General features: G+C 67.8%; 25 protein-coding genes and 2 tRNA genes. 19 read left to right on the top strand and 8 right to left on the bottom strand.

The genetic code is table 11. The annotated features are described in order from the left end of the window. Window position 1: 1 nt before the first annotated feature. Together acpS and ACZYYX_RS26075 are read left to right on the top strand one after the other, a co-directional pair. A complete protein-coding gene (gene acpS, locus ACZYYX_RS26080) occupies window positions 2–394 on the top strand; it encodes a holo-ACP synthase AcpS (RefSeq protein ID WP_110797910.1) in 393 nt (130 codons plus the stop codon). A gap of 19 nt (window positions 395–413) precedes the next feature. Further along, complete coding sequence (locus tag ACZYYX_RS26075) at window positions 414–1778, top strand: M20/M25/M40 family metallo-hydrolase (RefSeq protein WP_463817674.1); 1365 nt, start codon at window positions 414–416, stop codon at window positions 1776–1778. On the opposite strand, the gene bcp is transcribed toward ACZYYX_RS26075, so the two are convergent. Further along, window positions 1755–2228: a thioredoxin-dependent thiol peroxidase gene (gene bcp, locus ACZYYX_RS26070; protein WP_463817673.1), complete on the bottom strand. Its 474-nt coding sequence runs from the start codon at window positions 2226–2228 to the stop codon at window positions 1755–1757. The two genes, ACZYYX_RS26075 and bcp, sit on opposite strands and share 24 nt — an antisense overlap. 110 nt (window positions 2229–2338) lie before the next feature. On the opposite strand from bcp, the gene ACZYYX_RS26065 reads away from it, so the two are divergent. The 3 genes from ACZYYX_RS26065 to htpG all read left to right on the top strand — a co-directional run bounded on the left by ACZYYX_RS26065 (window position 2339) and on the right by htpG (window position 5485). Beyond that, window positions 2339–2563 (top strand): DUF3618 domain-containing protein, encoded by a 225-nt coding sequence (locus ACZYYX_RS26065; RefSeq protein WP_463817672.1) that lies wholly within the window; start codon window positions 2339–2341, stop codon window positions 2561–2563. A gap of 534 nt (window positions 2564–3097) precedes the next feature. Then, window positions 3098–3478 (top strand): hypothetical protein, encoded by a 381-nt coding sequence (locus ACZYYX_RS26060; RefSeq protein ID WP_463817671.1) that lies wholly within the window; start codon window positions 3098–3100, stop codon window positions 3476–3478. 45 nt (window positions 3479–3523) lie between these two features. Beyond that, window positions 3524–5485, top strand: coding sequence for a molecular chaperone HtpG (gene htpG, locus ACZYYX_RS26055; RefSeq protein ID WP_463817670.1), 1962 nt, complete (start codon window positions 3524–3526; stop codon window positions 5483–5485). Between the two features lie 41 nt (window positions 5486–5526). Here htpG and ACZYYX_RS26050 read toward each other — a convergent pair. Continuing rightward, window positions 5527–5602 (bottom strand) — tRNA-Lys (locus ACZYYX_RS26050). A 190-nt stretch (window positions 5603–5792) separates the two neighbouring features. Here ACZYYX_RS26050 and ACZYYX_RS26045 point away from each other — a divergent pair. Beyond that, window positions 5793–7013, top strand: coding sequence for a L,D-transpeptidase (locus ACZYYX_RS26045; RefSeq protein ID WP_463817668.1), 1221 nt, complete (start codon window positions 5793–5795; stop codon window positions 7011–7013). Window positions 7014–7063: 50 nt separating this feature from the next. On the opposite strand, the gene ACZYYX_RS26040 is transcribed toward ACZYYX_RS26045, so the two are convergent. The 3 genes from ACZYYX_RS26040 to orn all read right to left on the bottom strand — a co-directional run bounded on the left by ACZYYX_RS26040 (window position 7064) and on the right by orn (window position 8209). After that, window positions 7064–7339: a hypothetical protein gene (locus ACZYYX_RS26040; RefSeq protein WP_463817667.1), complete on the bottom strand. Its 276-nt coding sequence runs from the start codon at window positions 7337–7339 to the stop codon at window positions 7064–7066. Window positions 7340–7472: 133 nt separating this feature from the next. Next, window positions 7473–7545 (bottom strand) — tRNA-His (locus tag ACZYYX_RS26035). Window positions 7546–7573: 28 nt separating this feature from the next. Next, a complete protein-coding gene (orn, locus tag ACZYYX_RS26030) occupies window positions 7574–8209 on the bottom strand; it encodes an oligoribonuclease (RefSeq protein ID WP_463817666.1) in 636 nt (211 codons plus the stop codon). Window positions 8210–8252: 43 nt separating this feature from the next. On the opposite strand from orn, the gene ACZYYX_RS26025 reads away from it, so the two are divergent. Beyond that, a complete protein-coding gene (locus tag ACZYYX_RS26025; RefSeq protein WP_463817665.1) occupies window positions 8253–9845 on the top strand; it encodes a helicase HerA-like domain-containing protein in 1593 nt (530 codons plus the stop codon). A gap of 19 nt (window positions 9846–9864) precedes the next feature. On the opposite strand, the gene cmrA is transcribed toward ACZYYX_RS26025, so the two are convergent. Next, the gene (gene cmrA, locus ACZYYX_RS26020; protein WP_463817663.1) at window positions 9865–10671 is read right to left on the bottom strand and encodes a mycolate reductase; all 807 of its coding nucleotides are present in this window, start codon (window positions 10669–10671) and stop codon (window positions 9865–9867) included. Window positions 10672–10697: 26 nt separating this feature from the next. Here cmrA and ACZYYX_RS26015 point away from each other — a divergent pair, with 26 nt between their 5' ends. Next, entirely contained in the window at window positions 10698–12017 is a 1320-nt protein-coding gene (locus tag ACZYYX_RS26015; RefSeq protein WP_463817661.1) for an MFS transporter, read from the top strand. Here ACZYYX_RS26015 and ACZYYX_RS26010 read toward each other — a convergent pair. Next, complete coding sequence (locus ACZYYX_RS26010) at window positions 12014–12817, bottom strand: MmpS family transport accessory protein (RefSeq protein WP_463817659.1); 804 nt, start codon at window positions 12815–12817, stop codon at window positions 12014–12016. The genes ACZYYX_RS26015 and ACZYYX_RS26010 overlap by 4 nt on opposite strands. Before the next feature lie 123 nt (window positions 12818–12940). On the opposite strand from ACZYYX_RS26010, the gene ACZYYX_RS26005 reads away from it, so the two are divergent. The 3 genes from ACZYYX_RS26005 (at window position 12941) to ACZYYX_RS25995 (ending at window position 15242) form a co-directional block, all read left to right on the top strand. After that, complete coding sequence (locus ACZYYX_RS26005; RefSeq protein ID WP_463817777.1) at window positions 12941–14767, top strand: alpha/beta hydrolase family protein; 1827 nt, start codon at window positions 12941–12943, stop codon at window positions 14765–14767. Window positions 14768–14850: 83 nt separating this feature from the next. Next, the gene (locus tag ACZYYX_RS26000; protein WP_335331227.1) at window positions 14851–15054 is read left to right on the top strand and encodes a hypothetical protein; all 204 of its coding nucleotides are present in this window, start codon (window positions 14851–14853) and stop codon (window positions 15052–15054) included. 32 nt (window positions 15055–15086) lie between these two features. Continuing rightward, window positions 15087–15242: a DUF6131 family protein gene (locus ACZYYX_RS25995; protein ID WP_463817657.1), complete on the top strand. Its 156-nt coding sequence runs from the start codon at window positions 15087–15089 to the stop codon at window positions 15240–15242. Window positions 15243–15245: 3 nt separating this feature from the next. Here the strand turns inward: ACZYYX_RS25995 and ACZYYX_RS25990 are convergent, their stop codons facing one another. Then, complete coding sequence (locus tag ACZYYX_RS25990; RefSeq protein ID WP_463817656.1) at window positions 15246–15866, bottom strand: SACE_7040 family transcriptional regulator; 621 nt, start codon at window positions 15864–15866, stop codon at window positions 15246–15248. Between the two features lie 97 nt (window positions 15867–15963). Here ACZYYX_RS25990 and ACZYYX_RS25985 point away from each other — a divergent pair, with 97 nt between their 5' ends. The 8 genes from ACZYYX_RS25985 to ACZYYX_RS25950 all read left to right on the top strand — a co-directional run bounded on the left by ACZYYX_RS25985 (window position 15964) and on the right by ACZYYX_RS25950 (window position 25278). Further along, window positions 15964–17514, top strand: a complete 1551-nt coding sequence (locus ACZYYX_RS25985) for a carboxyl transferase domain-containing protein (protein ID WP_463817655.1) — start codon at window positions 15964–15966, stop codon at window positions 17512–17514. Between the two features lie 2 nt (window positions 17515–17516). Beyond that, a complete protein-coding gene (locus ACZYYX_RS25980; protein WP_463817654.1) occupies window positions 17517–19499 on the top strand; it encodes an acetyl/propionyl/methylcrotonyl-CoA carboxylase subunit alpha in 1983 nt (660 codons plus the stop codon). Then, window positions 19496–20656 (top strand): acyl-CoA dehydrogenase family protein, encoded by a 1161-nt coding sequence (locus tag ACZYYX_RS25975; protein ID WP_463817653.1) that lies wholly within the window; start codon window positions 19496–19498, stop codon window positions 20654–20656. The genes ACZYYX_RS25980 and ACZYYX_RS25975 overlap by 4 nt, the downstream gene beginning before the upstream one ends. Then, a complete protein-coding gene (locus ACZYYX_RS25970; RefSeq protein WP_463817652.1) occupies window positions 20653–21135 on the top strand; it encodes a MaoC family dehydratase in 483 nt (160 codons plus the stop codon). The genes ACZYYX_RS25975 and ACZYYX_RS25970 overlap by 4 nt, the downstream gene beginning before the upstream one ends. Beyond that, on the top strand, window positions 21135–21950 hold the full coding sequence (locus tag ACZYYX_RS25965) for an HpcH/HpaI aldolase/citrate lyase family protein (RefSeq protein WP_463817650.1): 816 nt from the start codon (window positions 21135–21137) through the stop codon (window positions 21948–21950). Before ACZYYX_RS25970 ends, ACZYYX_RS25965 begins: the two co-directional genes overlap by 1 nt. 100 nt (window positions 21951–22050) lie before the next feature. After that, entirely contained in the window at window positions 22051–23130 is a 1080-nt protein-coding gene (pdhA, locus tag ACZYYX_RS25960) for a pyruvate dehydrogenase (acetyl-transferring) E1 component subunit alpha (RefSeq protein ID WP_463817648.1), read from the top strand. A gap of 1 nt (window position 23131) precedes the next feature. After that, window positions 23132–24151 (top strand): alpha-ketoacid dehydrogenase subunit beta, encoded by a 1020-nt coding sequence (locus ACZYYX_RS25955; protein WP_463817646.1) that lies wholly within the window; start codon window positions 23132–23134, stop codon window positions 24149–24151. Beyond that, complete coding sequence (locus ACZYYX_RS25950; RefSeq protein ID WP_463817645.1) at window positions 24148–25278, top strand: dihydrolipoamide acetyltransferase family protein; 1131 nt, start codon at window positions 24148–24150, stop codon at window positions 25276–25278. Before ACZYYX_RS25955 ends, ACZYYX_RS25950 begins: the two co-directional genes overlap by 4 nt.

Below are 25278 nucleotides of genomic sequence, written 5' to 3'. Positions count from 1 at the left end.
CGTGGGCATTGTCGGGATAGGTATCGACCTCGTCTCCATTCCCGACTTCGCCGAGCAGGTGGATCGGCCGGGCACGGTGTTCGCGGAAACGTTCACGCCAGGGGAGCGGCGCGACGCCGCCGACAAGAGTTCGTCGGCGGCGCGCCACCTGGCGGCGCGGTGGGCGGCCAAGGAGGCCGTGATCAAGGCGTGGTCGGGGTCGCGGTTCTCCAAGCGGCCGGTGCTGCCGGAGGCGATCCACCGCGACATCGAGGTGATCACCGATATGTGGGGCCGGCCCCGCGTCCGGTTGACGGGCGCGGTGGCCGAGCACCTCAAAGAGGTGACGATCCACCTGTCACTCACTCACGAGGCCGACACCGCGGCCGCAGTCGCGGTCCTCGAAGAGCGGTAGCGGCACTACTCTCGTCGCTATGAGTGATCTCGTTCAGCGGGTCCGCGACGTCCTTCCGTCGGTGCGTGCCGATCTCGAGGATCTGGTGCGCATCGAGTCCGTCTGGGCAGACCCCCAGCGCCGCGACGAGGTGACGCGCAGCGCCGAGGCTGTGGCGAAGCTGTTGTCCGGGGCGGGTTTCGGCGATGTCCGGATCGTCTCCGAGGGTGGCGCGCCCGCGGTCATCGCTCACCATCCGGCACCTGAGGGTGCGCCGACGGTGCTGCTCTACGCGCATCACGACGTTCAACCAGAGGGCGATCCCGCGGCCTGGCACAGTCCGCCGTTCGAGCCGACGGAGCGTGACGGCCGGCTCTATGGTCGCGGTACGGCCGACGACAAGGCCGGTATCGCAACACATTTGGCGGCTATCCGGGCCCACGGTGGGGTTCCGCCCGTCGGCGTGACGGTGTTCGTCGAGGGTGAGGAAGAATCCGGCTCACCGTCGCTGTCGCGCCTGCTGGCGGCCCACAAGGACGCGCTGGCCGCCGACGTCATCGTGATCGCCGACTCCGACAACTGGAGCACCGACACCCCGTCGCTGACCGTGTCGCTTCGCGGCCTGGCCGACTGCATCGTCGAGGTCTCCACACTCGATCACGGCCTGCACTCCGGTATGTGGGGCGGCGTCGTGCCCGACGCGCTCATGGTGCTGGTGCGGCTGCTGGCCAGCCTGCACGACGACGACGGTAATGTGGCCGTCGAGGGCCTGCACGAGGCAACGGCGGCGGACGTGGACTACACCCCGGAACGGGTGCGTTCCGACACCGGGGTGCTCGACGGTGTCGACGAAATCGGTTCTGGCGCAGTGGCACAACGGCTGTGGGCCAAGCCCGCGATCACGGTCATCGGGATCGACACCACCCCGATCGCCAAGGCGTCGAACACGTTGATCCCGTCGGCGCGGGCCAAGGTCAGCATGCGCGTGGCCCCTGGCGGCGACGCCGGCGAGCACCTGGCCGCGCTGACCCGGCATCTGGAGCAGCACGCGCCGTGGGGTGCGCGCGTCACGGTCACCCCGGGCGACGTCGGCCAGCCCTATGCCATCGACGCCACCGGACCGATCTACGACGCGGCGCGCGAGGCGTTTCGGGAGGCGTGGGGTCGCGACGCGGTGGACACCGGTGTGGGCGGCTCGATCCCGTTCATCGCGGCCTTCGCCGCAGCATTCCCCGACGCCACGATCCTGGTGACGGGCGTCGAGGACCCAGACACCCAGGCGCACAGCATCAACGAGAGCCTGCACCTGGGAGTTCTGGAACGCGCCGCGACGGCGGAAGCTCTGCTACTGGCGAAACTGGGGCTGCTCGCGAAGCTCGGATCAGACGGACAGATCGCGCCGTAGCTTGGCGACGTGACCGGTGGCACGCACGTTGTACTGGGCCACTTCGATCTTGCCCTTCTCGTCGACGAGGAACGTGGAGCGGATGACGCCCTGCACGGTCTTGCCGTACATCGTCTTCTCGCCATAGGCGCCCCAGGCCTCGAGCACCTTGCGATCGGGATCCGACAGCAGCGGGAAGTTGAGCTCTTCTTTGTCCCGGAACTTGGCGAGCTTCTCGGGCTTGTCGGGGGAGATGCCGACGACGTCCAGCCCGGCGCCGTTCAGCTCGGCCAGGTTGTCGCGGAAGTCGCAGGCCTCCTTCGTGCAGCCGGGGGTGGAAGCGGCGGGGTAGAAGTACACGACGACCTTTCGGCCTGTGTAGTCCGACAGCTTGACGGTGTTCCCGTCGGCGTCGGGGAGGCTGAATGCGGGGGCTTGATCGCCCACCTCGAGGCGGGGAGTCTGCGACATGGCTGGTGGCTCTCCTTCGATCTGTGGCATCGATGCGCGACCGGGCGCTGCGCTTGGCGCCCGCTGAACTAGGGTAGTGCGGCAGGACCGACAGACGGGCGGAGGCATACGTGGCGGATCGTGATCCCGACACCATCAAGGCCGAGATCGATCAGGCGCGCGATCAGTTGGCTCTGACTGTCGACTCGTTGGCTACGCGGGCCAATCCGCGTCGGCTCGCCGAGGATCTCAAAGCAGGTGCGGTGCGCTTCGTGAAGAAGCCGCCGGTGGCGTTGTCTCTGGCAGGCGTCGGCGTGCTGGTGCTCGTGGTGGTGGTGCGGCGCGCGCGCCGCTGACAGTCCACCGCTGACGGTTCAGCGCCGACGAGCCGAGCGGAACCAGTTCGAGAAGGAAAACCCTGGCGGGTTGGCCACGCGGCCAATCCGGCTACAGCTGTGCACGAGCACCGGATGCTGCGAGGCTGCGTCCGCACCCGCGGCATCTGGCGCGGCTGCGGTCACCGACGGCTCCATCAGCCCTGACATCAGCTAAGTTCCTCGTTTCCCCGACACCGACCGGGGAGGCCCCGGTACCGTTGTGATCAGCTAACGGCACAGTAACACCCGATGTAGCCGATGGCCAGCGCAATCACTATCCATGTAGCGCACTGAGGAAATGTTCGGGCCGCATCTCGACGTTGACGCATGAGTCGATATCCGCTCGTCTCAGTGACTCCTAGCACATTGCGCAACGCTCGTCGTCCGGAACCGAATTATTTTTCGCGATCGTCAAAAACGGGTGCGCGATTCCGCGGACAGACAGGGGCGTCGGCACCAGTGCCGGGTCATCTACGCTGACGGCTGATCCACCACGAGCAAAGGAGACGCGCGATGGCGTGGTTTCTCGCCCTGCAGGGCCCGTCGCAACCCAGCCACCAGGCTTCGGTGTACGAACTTCAGGATCTGACCGACGTCGATCAGCTGGCGCAGGAACTGGTCAGCGCCGTGACGTTGGATCGGGTGGTGCCGATTCCGGCGATGCTGCCCCAGAACAACCGCAAGCGGCAGAAGGTCACGCTGTACGTGCGGCCCGCCGCGTGGGCCATGTGGACCTTCTACGAACTGAGCGACGACGATCGCCGCTCGCTGATGAAAGAAAATCCGCTCGTCCAGGCGATGCAGGCGCACCAGCAGCAGCACCATCCGGGACAGCCCGGTGCCGCCCCCAACCCGTTGACGGGTCAGCCCGGGCCGGGTGCGCCGCGGCGCTGAGACCCACACGATTCCACTGCGCGAAGAGAAGAGAAGGAGGACGTCATGAGCGCGGATGTGGAGCAGTTCGAATTCCAGGCCGAGGCCCGGCAGCTGTTGGATCTGATGATCCATTCGGTGTATTCCCACAAGGAATCCTTTCTGCGCGAGCTCATTTCGAATGCCTCGGATGCCCTGGACAAGCTGAAGCTCGAGGCGTACCGGAACAAGGACCTCGAGGTCGACACCTCGGATCTGCACATCGAGCTCATCACCGACAAGCAGGCACGCACGCTGACCGTCCGTGACAACGGCATCGGCATGAGCCGCGACGAGGTTGTCGAGCTGATCGGCACGCTGGCCAAGTCGGGCACGGCACGTATGCGCCAGCAGTTGCGCGAGGCACCCGGCGGGGAGGCCGGCGACGCCGGGGAGCAGCTCATCGGTCAGTTCGGCGTCGGCTTCTATTCGGTGTTCATGGTGGCCGACCGTGTCGAGCTGCTCACCCGCAAAGCAGGGGAGAGTGAGGCCACCCGCTGGGAGTCGAGTGGCGATGGCACCTACACGATCGCCGCCGTCGCCGATGCGCCGCAGGGCACGTCGGTCACGCTGCACCTCAAGCCCGAAGACGCCGAGGACCAGCTGCACGACTACACCGCGGAGTGGACGCTGCGGAACCTGGTGAAGAAGTACTCCGACTTCATCTCCTGGCCGGTGCGTATGCAGGTGGAGCGGCGCAACCCTGCCGCCGAGGAGGGTGGCGAGGACCAGAAAGACTCGGTCACGGTGGAGACCGAGACGCTCAACTCGATGAGGGCGCTGTGGTCGCGCCCCAAGGACGAGGTGTCCGCCGAGGAGTACACCGAGTTCTATCGGCACATCGCGCGGGCCTGGGACGAACCGCTCGAGGTCATCGCGATGAAGGCCGAGGGCACGTTCGAATACCAGGCGCTGCTGTTCATCCCGTCGCAGGCGCCGTTCGACCTCTTCGACCGCGACGCGCACGTCGGCATCCAGCTCTACGTCAAGCGGGTGTTCATCATGGGCGACTGCGACGAGCTGCTGCCGCAGTACCTGCGCTTCGTCAAGGGTGTCGTGGACGCACAGGACATGTCGCTCAACGTGTCTCGCGAGATCTTGCAGCAGGACCGTCAGGTGACCGCGATCCGCCGGCGCCTGACCAAGAAGGTCATTTCGACCATCGCGGAGATGCAGACCGAACGTCCGGAGGATTACCGCACGTTCTGGACGCAGTTCGGCCGTGTCGTCAAGGAGGGTCTGCTCTCCGACGCCGACAACCGCGACGCGCTGCTGCGGATCGCGTCGTTCGTGTCGACCCGTAGTGACATAGAGGGCGACGAGGAGCCCACCACGCTGGCGGGCTACGTCGAGCGCATGAAGGACGGCCAGGAGCAGATCTTCTACGCCACCGGCGAGACACGGGAGCAGATCCTCAAGTCGCCGCATCTGGAGGCGTTCAAGGCCAAGGGTTATGAGGTGCTGCTGCTGACGGACCCGGTCGACGAGGTCTGGGTGCAGACCGTGACCGAGTTCGACGGGAAAGCGCTGCAGTCGGTGGCCAGGGGAGAGGTGGACCTGGAATCCGACGAGGAGCGCTCGGCGCGCGAAGCCGAGCGCGAGGAGCAGGGCAAGACCTTCGCCGATCTGCTGTCGTGGCTGAAGGAGACGCTCGACGAGCACGTCAAGGAGGTGCGGTTGTCGTCGCGGTTGACCGAATCGCCGGCCTGCCTGATCACCGACGCGTTCGACATCACCCCGGCCCTGGCGCGCCTGTACAAGGCGTCGGGGCAGGACGTTCCCGTCGCCAAGCGCATCCTCGAACTCAACCCGGACCATCCGCTCGTCACCGGGCTGCGTCAGGCCCATCAGGACCGTCCCGACGATCCGGCGGTCGCGGAGACGGCCGAACTCCTCTACGGGACGGCGCTTCTGGCCGAAGGTGGTGCGCTCGATGATCCGGCGCGTTTCGCCGATCTGCTGGCGGCCCGCCTGGCGCGAACGCTGTAGAGCCACAGCGAAAAAGCCCCGCCTCGGCGGGGCTTTTCTGGTGGTGCGCCGTCAGGGTTTCGAACCCCGGACCCGCTGATTAAGAGTCAGCTGCTCTACCAACTGAGCTAACGGCGCGCGTGTGAGACAATAACAGGCCCGCGGCGCAGGACGGAAATCACCGAAGAATCCCCTCGTCAGGGCACTTCTCGATCGCAACGTCGCGTTCATGTGCGCATGCGAAATGCACCGTAGAATCGGTCCCAACGATCCTGGGAATCACCTGTGGGTATTCCTCGACAAGTCTGTGTAGAAGGTGGAGCGAACTATGGGGCAGGACAACACGGCGACGCGCTCGCGGCGCGGGCGGGCCTGGCTGGCTGCCGTCGTGCTGGTTCCCGCGATGGCGCTGGCGATGACGGCGTGTGGGGGCGGGACCGAGTCGGCCGCACCTGCGGTCATCGACGAGAAGGGCACCCCGTTCGGCGATCTGCTGGTGCCCAAGCTCACGTCCTCGGTGAAGGACGGCGCGGTCGGCGTGAGTGTGGATTCGCCGGTGACGGTCAGCGCGGAGTTCGGTGTCCTCGGCGCGGTGTCGATGGTCAACGAGAACGGCAAGCCCGTGCAGGGGCAGTTGTCCGAGGACGGCCTGACGTGGGAGACCGCTGAACCGCTGGGCTACAACAAGCGCTACACGCTCACTGCGGAGTCGCTCGGTCTCGGCGGGGTGGCCAAACGGCAGATGTCGTTCGAGACGCATTCGCCCGAGAACTTGACGATGCCGTACGTGCTGCCCAACGAGGGCGAAGTGGTCGGGGTGGGGCAGCCCATCGCCGTCCGGTTCGACGAGAACATCCCCAATCGCCTTGCCGCACAACAGGCCATTACGGTGAAGACCACACCCGAAGTCGAGGGCGCCTTCTACTGGCTGAGCAATCGCGAGGTGCGCTGGCGCCCGGCCGAGTACTGGAAGCCGGGCACCAAGGTTGAGGTGGCCGTCAACACCTACGGTGTCGATCTCGGCGACGGCCTGTTCGGTCAGGAGAACGTCTCGACCTCGTTCACGATCGGCGACCAGGTCGTCACGACCGTCGACGACAACACCAAGACGCTGACGGTGAAGCGCAACGGTGAGGTCATCAAGTCGATGCCGGTGTCCATGGGCAAGAACAGCACGCCGACAAACAACGGCACCTACATCGTCGGAGACCGTCGCGCACACATGGTGATGGACTCGTCGACCTACGGTGTCGCGGTCGAATCGCCGAATGGCTATCGCACCGAGGTGGATTGGGCCACCCAGATCTCCTACAGCGGCATCTATGTGCACGCCGCACCATGGTCGGTGGGCAGCCAGGGCTACAGCAATGTCAGCCACGGGTGCATCAACGTGAGCACCAGCAACGGCAAGTGGTTCTACGACAACGCCAAGCGCGGGGACATCGTCGAGATCGTCAACACCGTGGGGTCGCCGTTGCCGGGGACCGACGGGCTCGGTGACTGGAACATTCCGTGGGAGCAGTGGAAGGCCGGTAACGCCAACATCTGACACCGATCGCCCCGTCGGACATACCGGCGGGGCGATGGCGGTATCGGGGGTCAGACGTTCGGCTGCTGCTGATCCTCGGGGTAGTTGGTGTAGCGGAGGATGAACGCCGCGGACGTGATGCCGGCGGCGACGCCGATGACGCCCCACAGGACGATCGAGATGACCAGCGAGCCGAACAGGAAGTCGTAGCTCAGGCTCAGGTACAGCGACCAGAAGACGCGGTAGGCCGACCAGAAGGCCACCAGGCCGGTGCTGATGCCGATCACCAGCGCGCGCTGACGGTCGACGCGGTTGACGTGGGTCTCGAGTGCGGCGGGGAGCTTCATGGGGCGGTCCTTTCGACGGTGTGTTCCGCGGTCTGCGGTTGAGACACAGTCAAAAGGGACGCTGGCGCTACCGATCCCAAGAAAAGGACCCGAGAAACAAGTCAGGGGCCCACGAGGGGCCCCTGACCGGCGGGGTGGCTGACGGGACTCGAACCCGCGACAGCCAGGATCACAACCTGGTGCTCTACCAACTGAACTACAGCCACCATTGCCGCTTGCACGGCGTCGTCGATACTAGCCGGTGGAACCCCCGTCAGCCGAATCAGTTGCCGATGTCGGCCCCAACTGGGCGGCGATCGCCGCGATCTCGCTGGTCGACGGTCCGGTTGGCGGCACGAATGCGGTCTGCCGGTAGTACCGCAGCTCGCGGATCGACTCGTGGATGTCGGCCAGCGCACGGTGCGCCAGCCCCTTCTCCGGCTGGCCGAAGTAGATGCGGGGATACCAGCGTCGGCACAGTTCCTTGATGGAGCTGACGTCGATCATCCGGTAGTGCAGGTAGTCGTCGAGCTTGGGCATGTCGCGGGCCAGGAAACCGCGATCCGTGCCGATCGAGTTGCCGCACAGCGGCGCCGTCTTGGCCTGCTTGACGTGCTCGCGGATGTAGTCCAGCGCCATCGTCTCGGCGGTGGCGAGATCGATGGTCGATGTCCGCACCTCGTCGATCAGCCCCGACTTCGTGTGCATCTGGGTGACGACATCCACCATCGACGTCAGAGCGTCCTCTTCGGCGTGGATCACCACGTCGATACCGTCGCCGAGGATGTTGAGGTCGGAGTCTGTCACCAGGACCGCGATCTCGATGAGGCGATCGGTCCTCAAGTCGAGCCCGGTCATCTCACAGTCGATCCACACCAGTTCGTCACGCACAGCGATCCACACTAATTCCTCGCACCGCACTAAGGTGCGACGCATGGTGACGGAGTCGTCAAGCGATGCGGCCCAGCAGATCGCGGCGGGCTACGCAGGCGAGGGGCCGGCGCTCGAACTCGGGTCGGTCGTCGTCGACGGTGTCAGTGATCCGACCGCCCGCGTACGCATCCCGTTGGCGACGGTCAACCGGCACGGGCTGGTGGCCGGAGCGACGGGAACCGGCAAGACCAAAACGCTGCAGATGCTCGCCGAACAGCTGTCCGCGGCGGGCGTGCCGGTCCTGATGGCCGACGTGAAAGGCGACCTCTCGGGGTTGTCGCGGCCGGGTACCGCCAATGACAAGATCACCCAGCGTGCCGCCGACACCGGCGACGCGTGGACGCCGGCGTCCTTCCCGGTGGAGTTCCTGTCGTTGGGCACCGCGGGGGCCGGTGTGCCGGTGCGCGCGACCATCAGCAGCTTCGGCCCCATCCTGCTATCGAAGGTGTTGGGCCTCAATCAAACTCAGGAGTCGACGCTCGGGTTGATCTTCCACTGGGCCGATCAGCAGGGGCTGCCGCTGCTGGACACCAAGGATCTGCGATCGGTGATCCAGTTCCTGACGAGCGAGCAGGGCAAGCCCGAGCTGAAGGCGCTCGGGGCGGTCTCGACGACCACCGCCGGGGTCATCCTGCGCGCTCTGGTCAACCTCGAGGCCGATGGCGGCGACACGTTCTTCGGGGAGCCAGAGCTCGAGCCGGCCGACCTGTTGCGCGTCGACGCCTCCGGACGCGGCGTGATCTCGCTGCTGGAACTCGGTGCTCAGGCGACCCGGCCGGTGATGTTCTCGACGTTCCTGATGTGGGTGCTGGCCGACCTGTTCACCACGCTGCCCGAAGTCGGCGACGTCGACAAACCCAAGCTGGTGTTCGTTTTCGACGAGGCTCACCTGCTGTTCACCGATGCGTCGAAAGCGTTCCTGTCGCAGGTCGAGCAGACCGTCAAGCTCATCCGTTCCAAGGGCGTCGGAGTGTTGTTCTGCACTCAGCAGCCCACCGACGTGCCGAAGGACGTGCTGAGCCAGCTCGGGGCTCGCATCCAGCACGCGCTGCGCGCGTTCACCCCGGACGACGAGAAGGCGCTGAACAAGACGGTGCGCACCTATCCGAAGACCGACGTCTACGACCTGCAGTCCGCGCTGACGTCCATGGGCATCGGTGAGGCCATCGTGACGGTGCTGTCGGAGAACGGGGTGCCCACGCCGGTGGCCTGGACGCGGGTGCGCGCACCGCGCTCACTGATGGACACGATCGGGCCCGAGGCGATCGCGGCCGCCGCGGCGGCCAGCCCGCTGCAGGCGGAGTACGGGCAGACCGTCGACCGGGAATCGGCCTACGAGCGTCTGGCCGCCAAGCTGGCCCCTCCCGCGGAAGCGTCACAAGCGGAACTGCCGCAGCCGCAACAGGTTCCGCTGCCACCGCCGTTCGACCTGCCGCCGATGCCGGAGCCGGTGGCGCCGCGGGAGCCTGGCTTCCTCGACACCGTGATGGACAGTCCGGCGTTCAAGAGCGCGATGCGGTCGGCGGGCACGGTGATCGGCCGCGAGATCACGCGCAGCATCTTCGGTACGGGTCGCCGGCGCCGCCGTCGTTAGTCAGGCACCGCCGCCGCCGTTAGTCGCCCCCGAGCTTCTTGTACACCGCGCCCACGATCGGCGCGACGATCGCCCGCGGCGCGTAACCGCTGGCCGCCGACATCGCCTTGGACGTGATGCCGGGAACGACGCGCATCTTGTTGCGGTCCAGCCCGTCGAGCGACACCTTCGCGGTGTACTCGGTGTCGATCCACAAAAAGTCGGGGATCAGGCGCTCGACCAGGGACTGCTCGTCGGGGTCGGGCAGTTCGGTGCGCACCGGTCCGGGCGCCAGCACGGTGACGTGCACGCCGGCGGACTTCACCTCTCCGCGTAGCGATTCACTGAACGTGTTGGCGAACGCCTTCGTCGCGGCATAGGTGGCGTTGTTCGGGATGGGGGAGTTGCCCGCCGCCGAGCCGGAGATGAGGATGCCGCCAGCGCGGCGCGCCACCATGCCGGGAAGCACCGCGAGCACCAGGTCGTGCACTCCGAGCACGTTGAGTTGCACCTGTTTGCGTTCGTCGGCCGGGTCCAGCGTCACCACCGCCCCGAACGTCGCGGTCCCGGCGTTCGCGCAGAGGATCGAGATCTCCCGCTCGGCCAGCTCGGCGCACAGTTCGGCGCGGGCGGCCGGATCGGCCAGGTCGACCGCGCGGACCTCGACGGTGACGCCGTATCGCGTGCGGAGGCGTTCGGCGAGCGCTTCGAGCACCTCGCCGCGGCGAGCGGTGATGATCAGGTGATGGCCGCGGGCCGCGAGCTCGACGGCCAGCGCTTCGCCGATGTTCTGGGACGCGCCGGTGACGACCGCACGCGCCTGTGCACTGGGTCCGGGGACGGGCATGGGCGCTGACTATATCGTGGGCGTCCATGAGCGAGTCGCCTCCGGTCCAGGCTCCAGCTGCCGGTCCGGTGCGATCCCGCGTCGCAGCCTGGGTGCTGTGGGATTTCGGCGCCACCCCGGTCAACGCGATCGTCGTGACGTTCGTGTTCTCCGTGTACTTGACCAACGCGGTCGGCGACGACCTCCCCGGCGATGCCAACCCGACGAGTTGGCTGGGCCGCGCGCTGGCAGTGGCCGGGCTGGTGGTGGCGGTGTTCGCGCCGGTCACTGGGGTGTGGGTGGATGCCCCCGGGCGGCGGCGCCGGGCGCTAGCCCTGCTCACGGCCACGATGGTGGTGCTCGTCGCGTCGATGAGTCTGATCCGCGACGATCACCGCTTCCTGCTGCCGGGGTTGGTGATGCTCGCCGCCACCGCGGCGCTGAGCGAGCTGTCCACGGTGCCCTACAACGCGATGCTTCGCGATCTGTCCACCCCGCAGACCGCCGGCCGGGTGTCCGGAATGGGTTTGGGCGCAGGCTATCTCGGCAGTGTGCTGGTGTTGGTCATCGTCTACGTCGGGTTCGTGTCCGGAAGCGGAGACACCCGCGGGCTGTTGGGACTACCCACGGCCGACGGGCAGAACGTGCGGGCGGCGATGTTCCTGGTGGCCGCCTGGTTCGCATTGTTCGCGCTGCCGCTGCTGCTGCGCGGGCCCGCGGGTGCGGGTGTGTTGCCGCCGCAGGTGGGCTTCATCGGTGCGTATCGACGTATCTGGCGCGAGCTCCGCGAGGAGTGGCGCCGTGACCGCAATGTCATCTACTACCTGGGGGCCAGCGCGTTGTTCCGCGACGGCCTGACCGGGGTGTTCACCTTCGGTGCCGTGCTCGGCGTGCAGGTCTACGGCGTCTCCACCGCCGATGTGCTGCTGTTCGGGATCGCGGCCTGCGTGGTGGCGGCCGTCGGCGCCGTGGTCGGTGGGTTCGCCGACGACCGGTTGGGCGCCAAGCGGGTCATCATCACGTCGCTGGTGGCGATGATCGCTGTGGGGGTGACGCTGCTGGCCCTCTCCGGTGCACTGGCGTTCTGGATACTCGGGCTGACGCTGTGCCTGTTCATCGGCCCGGTGATGGCCTCTGCGCGCACGCTGATGATGCGGATGGCGATGCACGGCAAGGAAGGCGTCACGTTCGGGCTCTACGCCACCGCCGGACGCGCCGCCACCTTCCTCGCGCCGTGGCTGTTCTCCGCCTTCATCGACATCTTCGACAGCGATCGCGCGGGCCTGGCCGGCCTGCTGGTGGTGCTGGTGCTGGGCCTGGTCGCATTCGCCCCGGTGCGCGTGCCGGGCAGGCATGTCAGCGGCTAGCGCCTACCCGCCGAGCACACGGTGAGACCGGCGCCGTCGCGCTGCTGCACCTGGGTGCCGTTGACGGTGATCGAGCACGTCACCTCCCGGCCCACGTTGATGATGCTGACGCTGGCCGACCGCTCTGCGGGCTGGGCCAGCGAGACCTCGCGGGTCCACGGGAGCATCACGTTGAACTCGGTCTGCAGCAGTCCGCCGGTGTCGACGTAGGTGATGTTGATGACGCGCCCGGTGCCCGACACCGTGTAGACGACGGTGTCGGTGGGGCCGGACGGCGTCGTCTGCTCCGGGGTGGTGATGGGTGATGACGGCGGCGTGGGCAGCGGCAGCACAGAGGTCAGCGGCGGGCGCGACGTCGTCGGTGTGGGCTGGGTGGTCGGGGTGGGCCGGGTCGTGGTGAGGCTGGGTTCCGGCGCGGCCGGTGCGGGCGCCATCACGGTCTGCTGGCGGGAGCTGTTGACGATCACCAGCGCGATGACGAGGCCGATGATCGTGAGGACGGCGAGCCCGGCGACCACCCAGAGCCACCGCGGCGGCTTGGGGTCCTCCGGTGGTGGTGGCGGCTCGCTGCCGTAGGCGCCGGGTCCGGACGGGTACTGGCCGGTGCCGTAGGGGTCGTAGCCGTAGGACGAGTAGGGCGGCAGCTGCTCGGTAGGCCGGGGACCGGGCGGCGGCTGGTAGGGCGGTCCGTACGGGGTCTGGCCGGCGTAGGCGGGATCGGAGTAACCGGGATAGGTGGGGTAGCCGCCGCCCAAGGCCTGCGTCGGGTCGTCGCGACGTCTGTCGGGTGAATCCGTCATACCCACCTCATGGCTGCAGGGTACCTGTGGCTGCGCCCCGGTGGCCCGGGGCGCCGAGACGGACCGAGCGTGTGAGAATCGAGCACCGTGGCACAGCAGGTTCGCCGGGTTTACGGGGCGTCGATGTCCCCCGACGCCACCGCCTTCGCCCATCTGATCGACGACGGGGGATACCCGCGGGCGGTGCAGCGGTTCCTGCGGGGCTGGCGGGCAACGTCGTCGCGCGACGTGGAACTGCCGGTCGACGGTCCGGTCACCAGGGTCCTGCACTCGGCCGACGGTCACTGGCTGGCCTGTCAGGTCTCACCCGTTGGCGGCACCCGCAGCCAGATCTGGGTCGTCACAACCGATCCCGATGACCGCGCGGCCCGACGCATCGACCACTGGCCCTCAGGCGTGGAGGGCACCGCCGAGCTGATCAGCTGGGACGGCACCCGAGTCGCGGCGATCCTCACCGGCGAGGACGGTGTGGGTAGCTCGTGTCTGATCGATCCGGCCGACGGGATGACGATCGTGCTCGACCGGCGCTCGGCCGGTCGGCTGGTCGACGCGTGGTGCGGTGCCTCGCTGGTGCGCGTCGGGCCGCGTGGATACCGCGATCTCATCATGCTGCGGGGGCTCACGGAGACGGGTCTGCTGCCCTTTGATCCCGGCTCGACCACCGACACCGGCATCATCCTGGACGATCACAGTCCGCGGCGGCTGCGCTACGGGCCGGAGGGCGAACAGACGAAGCTCTATCACCCCGCTCGTGACTACGACGTCAACAGCACGGAGGGCTTTGTCCGCGCGCTGATCCGCAGCGAGAACGGCGCCGAGTACGCGCGACTGCTCGAGGTGACGGTCACCGCCGACGGCGTCGCCTACCACGTGGTGGCCGAACGGCAGGGCTGTGAACTCGACGAGTTCACCGTCAGCGACGACCTGTCCACAGTCGCGATGCTGTGGAATCGCCACGGCGCCAGCGAGTTACAGATCCTGGAGTATGCCGACTACACACTCTACGATCCGATCCCGTTGCCGGGCATGGTCGCCAGCGAGCTGTCGATCAGTGCCGGCGGGTCGATGCTGGCGCTGACGGTCGAGGGGCCGTCGATGCCGCCCACGGTCGAGTTGGTCGATCCGCGTACCCGTGAGTGGGAGGTCGTCGATCGTGAACCCAGTAGCGGTCCGGTGTCGGCGGACCCGACGCTGGAGACCGTCACCGCGCGTGACGGTCTGGAGTTCACGGGCTGGCTGTTCCGGCCGCCGGACGGTGTCGAGACCATCGGCGCGATGCTGTTCCTCCATGGTGGTCCCGAGGGGCAGGGGAGGCCGGGCTACAACGAGTTCTTCCCCGGGCTGCTCGACGCGGGTATCTGCGTGTTCCTGCCCAACGTGCGCGGATCCGGCGGGTTCGGCCGGTCGTTCATGCACGCCGACGACCGGGAACGGCGTTTCGCCGCGATCGACGACGTCGCCGACGCGGTGCGCTTCCTGGTCGACGGCGGGTACGCACCCGAGGGATGCGTCGCGTGCTGCGGTTGGTCCTACGGCGGGTACCTCACGCAGGCCGCGCTGGCGTTCCACCCTGAGGAGTTCGCTGCCGGCATCAGCATCTGCGGGATGAGCGACTTGAACAACTGGTACCGCACCACCGAGCAGTGGATTGCCGCGGCCGCCTACCCGAAGTACGGGCATCCCGTCAGCGATCAGGCCCTGCTCGAGCAGCTCTCGCCGCTGCCCCGGGCAGACGCGATCACCGCGCCGCTTCTACTGGTGCACGGCCTCAACGACACCAACGTGCCGCCCAGCGAGTCGCAACAGATGTACGAGGCCCTGGTCGCGCAGGGCACGCATGCCGAGCTGCTGCTGTTCGACGACGACGGCCACGAGATCGACAAGCGCGAAAACCGCGCAGTACTCCTGAAAGCCATGACGAGCTGGTTGACTGCGGCCTTCACGGGCTGAGGTGCGGGCACGTTTACCGAAATTGTCCGCCGGGTAAACCCGACTGCGCGCCACAGAGGGCGCGGTGACGGAGGAGGCAGGACATGCGAGGAATTCTCGGCGTCATTGTGCTCGTCTGGTTGTTGATCGGGGTGTTCGCCGCCTACCAACGCGACTATTTCACCGGCGGTGAGGCCAACTGCGCCACCGCCGGCAGCATCGCGCTGACGGTCGTCGCCGGGCCGCTCAACTACGCGGGTGTCAATCCGAAAGTCACGGATTGCAATGTGCCCGAACCGAGTCAGTAATCCCTGACAGTCCATCGCGGAATGGAGGAGCCATGATCGTTCTCGGCGCGATCCTGCTGATCCTGGGCTGGGTCTTCAACATCGCCACAGTGCTGTACATCGGTGTGGTCCTGCTGGTGATCGGCGCGGTGTTCTGGGTGCTCGGCTCTGTCGGCCGTCCGGTCGGCGGCCGCCGAGCGTGGTATTGACGCTCAATCGATTTCGCATTCGGCCGAGGTCAACGCAGCGACCGTCATTGCCCGCAAGACGGTTCGCGACGTGGCCTCGGCCGTTTTCGTGCTCCCGGGCTTGATGCTGTGGGCCGTCGAGTTCAGTAGGCCGAACGTCGCGTGCGCCATCACCCGGGCTGACGCCTCGGACAGCTCGGGTCGTCGGCGTCGCAGCACGCCGACCCAGGTCTCGACGTACTGGCGTTGCGCCCGGCGCACCTGACGTTTCGCCGGCGCGGGCAGGTTGTTCAGATCGCGATCCTGTATGCGGATGAGGTCGGACTCGCCGATGGCGAAGTCGAGGTGGAAGTCGATCAGGGCCGCCAATGCCGCGTCGGGATCCGGCGTCGTGTCCACCACCGCCGACGCGCCGGTCAGCAGCCGGGTGCTGATCCCGACCAGCAGCTCGGCCAACAGAGCTTCCTTGTTGGGGAAGTGTCGGTAGATGGCCGGCCCGCTGACACCCACGGCGGCACCGATGTCTTCCAATCTGACTGCCAGATAGCCGTGTTCGGCGATCAGGTGCTCGGCCGCCGCGATCAGCTGGCCGCGTCGGTCTGACTTGGCCCGGCTGCGTCGGGACGCGGCGTCGGCGGCGGTCATGGCGCATCCTCTCCGAGCCGATGGACATCATGAGTTAATTGTGATTAACATACCACCAGTTAGTCATCATTAACTCGACTCGAGGCGGACTGCGACGATGCCGACGCGGACATCACATCGTGACGACCATGTCGAACTGGTCGAGCAACTGCGCGCCAAGCTGGCCACCGCGGCGCTCGGCGGTCCGCAGCGGGCCCGCGAACGTCATGTGGACCGCGGGAAACTGCTGCCCCGCGACCGCGTGAACGGATTGCTCGACCCCGGCAGCCCCTTCCTCGAGATCGCCGCACTGGCGGCCGACGGGATGTACGACGACGAGTGCCCCGGGGCCGGCCTGATCGCCGGAATCGGCAGGGTGTCGGGCCGCGAATGCATGATCGTCGCCAACGATGCGACGGTCAAAGGTGGCACCTACTATCCGGTGACGGTGAAGAAGCACCTGCGCGCGCAGGAGATCGCGCTGCAGAACCGGCTGCCCTGTCTGTATCTGGTGGACTCCGGCGGTGCGTTCCTGCCGCGTCAGGACGAAGTGTTCCCCGATCGCGAGCACTTCGGGCGCATCTTCTACAACCAGGCGACCATGAGCGCCAACGGAATTGCGCAGATATCGGCCGTCATGGGGTCGTGCACCGCGGGCGGGGCATACGTGCCCGCGATGAGCGACGAGTCCGTCATCGTCCGCAATCAGGGCACCATCTTCCTCGGGGGACCGCCGCTGGTGAAAGCCGCGACCGGCGAAGTGGTCACCGCGGAGGAACTGGGCGGCGGGGACCTGCACGCCAAAGTGTCCGGGGTGGCCGACCATCTGGCCCACGACGACCGCGACGCGCTGCGCATCGTCCGCCGCATCGTCGGCACGCTGGCACCGAAGGCCGACACCCCCTGGGACGTGGCCCCGGTCGTGGACGCAGTGGCCGACCAGACCGAGCTCTACGACGTCGTGCCGGTCGATCCCCGCGTCCCGTACGACGTCGGTGAGGTCATCAGCCGCATCGTCGACGGCGGTGAATTCGCCGAGTTCAAAGCGAACTACGGCACCACCCTGGTCACCGGATTCGCCCGCGTCCACGGCCATCCCGTCGGCATCATCGCCAACAACGGGGTGCTCTTCGGCGAATCCGCGGTCAAGGGTGCGCATTTCATCGAGCTGTGCGACCAGCGCGTCATCCCGTTGTTGTTCCTGCAGAACATCTCCGGTTTCATGGTCGGCCGCGACTACGAGGCGGGCGGTATCGCCAAGCATGGCGCTAAGATGGTCACCGCGGTGGCGTGCGCGCGGGTGCCCAAGCTGACCGTCGTGATCGGGGGGTCATACGGCGCCGGGAACTACTCGATGTGCGGGCGCGCGTATTCACCTCGCTTCCTGTGGATGTGGCCCAACGCCCGGATTTCGGTGATGGGGGGCGAGCAGGCCGCGGCGGTGCTCGCGACCATCCGCGGGGACATGACCGCGGACGAGGAAGAGGCGTTCAAGGCGCCGATCCGTGCCCAGTACGAGGCGCAGGGCAATCCCTACTACTCCACCGCACGGTTGTGGGACGACGGTGTCATCGACCCCGCCGACACCAGAACAGTTGTAGGACTGGCGCTCTCGGTCGCCGCCCAGGCGCCGCTGAACCCGGTCTCCTACGGCGTCTTCAGGATGTGACGATGTTCGAAACGGTCTTGGTGGCCAACCGCGGCGAGATCGCGGTCCGTGTCATCCGCACATTGCGTGCCATGGGAATCCGATCGGTCGCCGTGTTCAGCGACGCCGATGCCGGTGCCCGCCATGTCGCCGAAGCAGACGTCGCCGTACGCCTGGGCCCCGCGCCGGCCCGGCAGAGCTACCTGTCGATCGACGCGCTGCTGTCGGCTGCCCGACGCGCCGGTGCGCAGGCAGTACATCCTGGGTACGGATTCCTCTCGGAGAACGCGGCTTTCGCTCACGCCCTCGACGACGCGGGAGTCACGTTCATCGGACCGCCGACCGCGGCGATCCGCACCATGGGCGACAAGATCTCGGCGAAGGCCACGGTGTCGGCGGCCGGGGTTCCGGTGGTACCGGGCATCTCCCGGCCCGGTTTGACCGACGACGATCTGATCGCGACCGCCCCGGAGATCGGCTTCCCGGTGCTGGTGAAGCCGTCGGCGGGTGGCGGCGGCAAGGGCATGCGCGTCGTGCACCGGGCCGACGAGCTGCCGGGCGCACTGGCCAGCGCGCGCCGCGAAGCGGCCTCGGCGTTCGGCGACGACACCCTGTTCCTCGAGCGGTTCGTGCTCAACCCGCGCCACATCGAGGTGCAGGTGCTCGCCGACACCCACGGTGCCGTCGTGCATCTCGGTGAACGGGAATGCAGCCTTCAGCGCCGACATCAGAAGGTCATCGAGGAGGCGCCCTCGCCGCTGCTGGACGCGGCGACACGGGCGCGCATCGGCGCCGCGGCATGCGACACGGCCCGCAGCGTCGACTACACCGGTGCCGGCACCGTGGAGTTCATCGTCTCCGCCGACACGCCTGAGGAGTTCTTCTTCATGGAGATGAACACGCGGCTGCAGGTGGAGCATCCGGTGACCGAGATGGTCACTGGTCTGGATCTGGTCGAGCTGCAGGTGCGTATCGCTGCCGGGGAGACGCTGCCCGTCGCTCAGGACGACATCCGGATGCACGGGCACGCCATCGAAGCGCGCGTCTACGCCGAGGATGCGGCTCGCGGCTTCCTGCCGACCGGCGGCACCGTGCTCGCGCTGCGCGAACCCGGGGGCCCGGGTGTCCGGGTGGACTCGGGGCTGGCGCCGGGCACCGTCGTCGGCAGTGACTACGACCCGATGCTCGCCAAGGTCATCGCCCACGCCGACGACCGGGCGAGCGCGCTGCGGACTCTCGACGCTGCGCTCGCCGACACCGTCGTGCTGGGGCTGACCACCAACGTCGACTTCCTGCGGTTCCTCGTGGCCGACCCCGACGTCGCGGCGGGCCGCCTCGACACCGGATTGCTCGACCGGCGTCTCCCGGAGTTCACGCCCGCGCCCGTACGGGACGACGATCTCATCGCCGCCGCCGCGTACCGGTGGCTGACGAGTTGGCCGGCCCAGCCCGCGAGCCCCTGGGCGGTTCCGTCAGCGTGGCGCATCGCAGGCCGGGCGTCGATACCGATCCGGCTGCGCGCGGGGGATCGCACCGACCACGTCTTCCTGACCGGCACGCCCGGTGCAGCGACCGTGGCCGTCGAAGGCGGTGAAAGCCGTTCACTCAGTGCCGATCTCGAGGACGATCGGCTCACTGTCGCGATCGACGGTGTCCGCAGCCAGTACCTGGTCGCCGACCACGACGGCGCGATGTGGCTCGCCGCCGGCGGGCGGGTGAGAGTGGTCGACGAGGTGCGCGAAGCGCCCGTGCGACCGGACGACGCACACAGCGGGGACGCCGACCTGACCAGCCCGATGCCCGGCACGGTCGTAGCGGTCGGCGTCGACGACGGCGCCACGGTGACCGCGGGCACCGTGGTCGTCACCGTCGAGGCGATGAAGATGGAACACGCACTCACCGCGCCGGTCGACGGAGTGGCCGAACTCCTCGTCGGCGCGGGCGAACAGGTGAAGGTGGGCCAGGTACTGGCCCGGATCACGGCGACCAAGGAGCAACCGCAATGACCGACTTCCTCTCGACCGGCACGCTGCCCGAGGACTACGCGCAGCTGGCCAAGACGGTCCGCGACTTCGCCCAAAGCGTCGTCGCTCCCGTCGCCGCCAAGCACGACGAGGAGCACTCGTTCCCCTACGAGGTCGTCGCTGGTATGGCCGACATGGGCCTGTTCGGGCTGCCCTTCCCCGAGGAGTACGGAGGCATGGGCGGTGACTACTTCGCGCTGTGCCTCGCGCTGGAGGAACTCGGCAAGGTCGACCAAAGCGTGGCGATCACGCTGGAGGCCGGGGTCTCCCTCGGCGCGATGCCCGTCTACCGGTTCGGCACCGAGGAGCAGAAGCAGGAGTGGCTGCCGCTGCTGGCGTCGGGAAAGGCGTTGGGCGCGTTCGGTTTGACCGAGGCCGGTGGTGGCAGCGACGCAGGCGCGACCAAGACCACCGCGCGCCTCGACGACGGCCACTGGGTGATCAACGGCAGCAAGCAGTTCATCACGAACTCGGGGACCGACATCACGAAGCTGGTCACGGTCACGGCGGTCACGGGTGACATCGAAGGCAAGAAGCAGATCAGCTCGATCCTGGTGCCTGTGCCCACACCCGGCTTCACCGCCGAACCGGCCTACAACAAGGTCGGCTGGAATGCCTCGGACACCCACCCGCTCAGCTTCGACGACGTCCGCGTCCCGCAGGAGAACCTGCTCGGCGAGCGGGGTCGCGGCTACGCGAACTTCCTGCGCATCCTCGACGAGGGCCGTATCGCGATCGCTGCGCTGTCGGTGGGCGCTGCCCAGGGCTGCGTCGACGAATGCGTGAAGTACTCCAAGGAACGGCACGCATTCGGCCGAGCGATCGGCACCAACCAGGCCATCGCGTTCAAGATCGCCCGGATGGAGGTGCGTGCTCACACCGCAAGGGCGGCGTATTACGACGCGGCCGCACTGATGCTGTCGGGCAAGCCGTTCAAGAAGGCCGCCGCGGTCGCGAAGCTGGTGTCCAGTGAAGCCGCGATGGACAACGCCCGCGACGCCACCCAGATCTTCGGCGGCTACGGCTTCATGAACGAGTACCCGGTGGCGCGGCACTACCGGGACAGCAAGATTCTCGAGATCGGCGAGGGGACAACGGAAGTGCAGCTGATGCTGATCGGGCGGGAGCTCGGACTGTGAACCGGGTGGTCGTGCAGCGGGGTCTGTGGTTCGAGGAGTTCGAGACCGGAGTGCTGTATCAGCATCGGCCCGGCCGCACGATCACCGAGGCCGACAACGTCCTGTTCACCACGCTGACGATGAACACCCAGGCGCTGCACCTGGACGCGGCGTTCTCCGATGCGCTGCCGCCGTTCCATCAGCGGCTGGTCAACTCGATGTTCACGCTGTCGACGCTGGTGGGCCTGTCGGTGGCGCAACTGACGCAGGGCACGATCGTCGGGAACCTCGGCTTCGGTGAGGTCGCGTTTCCCAAGCCGCTGTTCCACGGGGACACGCTCTACGCCGAAACCGAGGTCACCGACAAGCGGGAGTCCAAGAGCCGCCCCGGTGAGGGGATCGTGACGTTCGCCCACACCGGCCGCAATCAGCACGGCGACGTCGTCGCCACCGCGTCGCGAAAGACCATGGTGCGCAAGCGTCCTGACGGGGAGGCGTGATGCTCGACTCGCCCGGTCCGGGATGGCTGTTCTGCCCGGCCGATCGACCCGAACGCTTCGAGAAGGCCGCGGCCGCAGCTGATGTCGTCATCCTCGACCTCGAGGACGGGGTGGCCGCCAAAGACCGGGCGGCGGCGCGCTCCGCGCTGATCGAGACACCGCTGGACCCCACGCGCACAGTCGTGCGCGTCAACCCGGTCGGTACCGCGGACCACGCACAGGATCTCGAGGCGCTGGCCTCGACCGACTACGGCACCGTGATGCTTGCCAAGACCGAAACCGCCGACCAGGTGGCGTCGTTGGCGCCCCGTGACGTCATCGTGCTCGTCGAGACGCCGTTGGGCGCGCTGATCGTCCCCGAGCTGGCGCGGGTCGACAACACCTGCGCCGTCATGTGGGGTGCGGAGGACCTTTTCGCGGTGACCGGCGGAACCGCCAACCGCTGGCCCGACGGCACCTATCGCGACGTCGCTCGCCACGTCCGCTCGCAGAGTCTCCTCGCTGCCAAGGCCTACGGCCGGCTCGCCCTGGACTCCGTCTACCTCGACATCGCAGATCTCGACGGGCTGCGCGGAGAGAGCGACGACGCGGTCGCGGTCGGGTTCGACGCCAAGGTCGCGATCCACCCGACGCAGGTCGCGGTCATCCGGTCGGCCTACTCGCCCACCGAGGAGCAGATCGATTGGGCGCGGCGCGTCCTCGACACGGCTCGCAACCAACGCGGCGTCTTCGCTTTCGGTGGCATCATGGTGGATGCCCCAGTGCTTCGGCGGGCGGAGCGCATCGTCGCGTTGGCGCCCCACCCCGGCAGCTGACGGACAGACCTCCCACCAGAGGTCAGCACCGACCGCCCCTGCGCTGAGCACCTCAGTCGACTGACGGCGCGATCCGCCGGCAGTGACCCTAGGAGGCGGTATGGCCGGTGTTGTCGACCCGATTGCGCTCGTCGCGCCCGACGGCGAGCCGACAGCGGAAACCCGATACCGAAGACAGCTGCCTCCCGAGACATCCGCCTGGCTCTACGAGTCCATGGTGCTCACCCGCGAACTCGACACCGAGTTCGTGAATCTTCAGCGGCAGGGTGAGCTGGCGCTCTACGCATCCTGTCGCGGGCAGGAAGCCGCGCAGGTGGGCGCGACGGCCTGCTTGCGCAAGACCGACTGGTTGTTCCCGCAGTACCGGGAGCTCGGAGCGTTCTTGGTGCGGGGGATTTCCGCGCCTCAGTTGGGCGCTCTGTGGCGTGGCCGGTGGCATGGCGGGCTCGGGTTCACCGACAAATGCTGCGCGCCGATCTCGATTCCGATCGGCACCCAGGGCCTGCACGCCGTCGGTGCCGCAATGGCTGCCCAGCGCCTCGGTGAGGACAGTGTGACCGTCGCGTTCTTCGGCGACGGCGCCACGAGCGAAGGTGATGTGCACGAGGCGCTCAACCTCGCGTCGGTCTACCGGGCGCCGTGCGTGTTCTTCGTGCAGAACAACCAGTGGGCGATCTCGGTGCCGATGCACCGCCAGATGGCCGCGCCGTCGATCGCCCAGCGCGCCGACGGCTACGGCATGCCCGGGTTGCGTGTCGACGGCAATGACGTCCTCGCCTGTTTCGCGTTGATGAGTGACGCGGCCGCCCGCGCCCGCGCCGGTGGGGGGCCGACCCTGATCGAGGCGGTGACCTACCGGATGGGGCCGCACACCACCTCCGACGACCCGACCCGCTACCGCGACGACGACGAGGTGGACCGTTGGCGCGCACGGGATCCCATCGCCCGGTACCGCACCTACCTCGAGGGCGAGGGCATGTGGACGCAGCGATTGGACGATCGGGTCACGCACCGGGCACAACGGGTGCGCAGCGAGCTACGGGAGGCCGTGCTCAGTGAGCCCGACGCCGACATCCGAGAGGTGTTCGACACCGTCTACCACCGCATCACGCCCGATCTGGCCCGCCAGCGCGAACAGCTGATGGCCGAACTGGGCGCCGACACACTCGAGGAGGCGTGACATGACACAGCTGATCGAGCGGCCCTTCGGGTTCGATGACGCCGTGCCGGACGTGGAGACACTGTCGATGGCGCAGGCCATCAACAGAGCGCTCTCGGATGCGATGCTCGCCGACGACCGCGTGCTGGTCTTCGGGGAGGACGTCGCCACGCTCGGCGGTGTCTTCCGCGTCACCGACGGACTGGCCCAGAAGTTCGGCGATGGACGGTGTTTCGACACACCGCTCGCAGAGTCCGCGATCATCGGCATCGCGATCGGGATGGCGATCCGCGGTTTCGTCCCGGTGCCGGAGATCCAGTTCGACGGCTTCGCAGCGCCGGCTTTCGACCAGATCGTCAGCCACCTCGCGAAGTACCGCATGCGGACCCACGGCGACATCGACATGCCGGTGACAATCCGCATCCCGTCGTTCGGCGGGATCGGCGCGGTGGAGCATCATTCGGAATCCACCGAGACCTACTGGCTGCACACCGCAGGTCTCAAGGTCGTCGTCCCCTCCACACCGTCGGATGCCTACTGGCTGTTGAGATACGCGATCGCCGAACGCGATCCGGTGATCTTTCTGGAGCCCAAACGCCGCTACTGGGCCAGGGAACCCGTCGACACCCGCAACCCGGCGGAACCGCTGGGGCGCGCAGCGATCCGGCGTCCCGGCGAGGACGTCACCGTGATCACGTACGGCTCCCTGGTCGCCACGGCGCTGACAGCGGCCGAAACATCGACTGCGAGCCTCGAAGTCGTCGACCTTCGCACATTGAACCCGCTGGACATGGCCACGGTGACCTCGTCGGTGCGCAAGACCGGACGGGCCGTGGTGATGCACGAGGGCTCGCGCACACTGGGTTTCGGCGCCGAGCTGGCGGCGCGGATTTCCGAGGAGTGCTTCTACGAGCTGGAAGCGCCGGTGCTACGCGCCACCGGATTCGACACGCCGTACCCACCCGCCCGGCTGGAACGATTGTGGCTGCCGGGCGTCGACCGGCTGATGGACTGTGTCGACGACGCGATGAGCCGGCCATGAGTGCGTCACGGGAATTCCTGGTGCCTGACCTCGGCGAAGGGTTGGAGGACGCCACGATCACCAGCTGGGCCGTCGCCGTCGGTGACGAGGTGACGCTGAATCAGACGCTGTGCACGGTCGAGACCAACAAGGCCGAGGTGGAGATCCCCAGTCCGTTCGCCGGGCGGATCGCCGAACTCGGTGGCGCCGAGGGGGAGACGCTGCGGGTCGGCTCTCTGCTGGTACGCGTCGAGACAGCGGATGCGCCGCGGCGTACACCGGTGCTGGTCGGCTACGGCGCCGACGACGCGCTCGACGGCAGCCGCCGCCGGGCCCGCGCCAAGCCGCCGGTGCGCAAGCTGGCCGCCGACCTCGACGTCGACCTGGGTCGCGTCGACGGCTCCGGACCGGAGGGCATCGTCACCCGCGCCGACGTGCTCGCCGCGGCCGGCCCGGGAACCGATACGCCGGTGACGGGTGTGCGGCTGGCGACGGCACGACGAATGGCTCAGTCGCGCAGCGAGATTCCCGACGCGCACGCGTCGGTGGATGTCGACGGGGCCGAGCTGCTGCGGCTGCGGGATCACTGCCGGTCTGTCGGCGCGACATCGGTGACCCCGTTCGTGCTGGTGTTGCGGTTGACCGTGGTGGCGCTGAGCAGACATCCCGAGCTCAACGCCACCTGGCTGGACACCGTCGACGGGCCACGCATCCACACCCATTCAGCGGTTCACCTCGGCGTCGGGGTGGCAGCGCCGCGCGGGCTGCTGGTCCCGGTGGTCAAGGACGCCCAGACCCGAACCACCCGCCAGCTGGGCGACGAGATCGCCCAGCTCGTGGCGGCGGCCCGCGAGGGCACGCTCGCGCCGGCGCAGATGCAGGGGTCGACGTTCACCGTGTCGAACTTCGGGGCACTGGGGCTCGACGACGGCGTGCCGGTGATCAACCACCCCGAAGCCGCGATCCTCGGCGTCGGTTCGCTGCGGCCGCGCGCGGTGGTGGTCGACGGCGAGGTGGTGGCGCGGCCGACGATGCGACTCACGTGCGCGTTCGACCACCGCGTTGCGGACGGGGCGCAGGTCGGCGCGTTCCTCGGTCAGCTGCGGGCGGTGATCGAGTCGCCGGCGGCGGCACTCCTCGATCTCTAG

It is taken from the genome of Mycobacterium sp. IDUB_1 (genome assembly GCF_055419625.1).
Note: the sequence above shows the minus strand (reverse complement) of the source record. Positions and strands in the feature narration are given on the sequence as shown.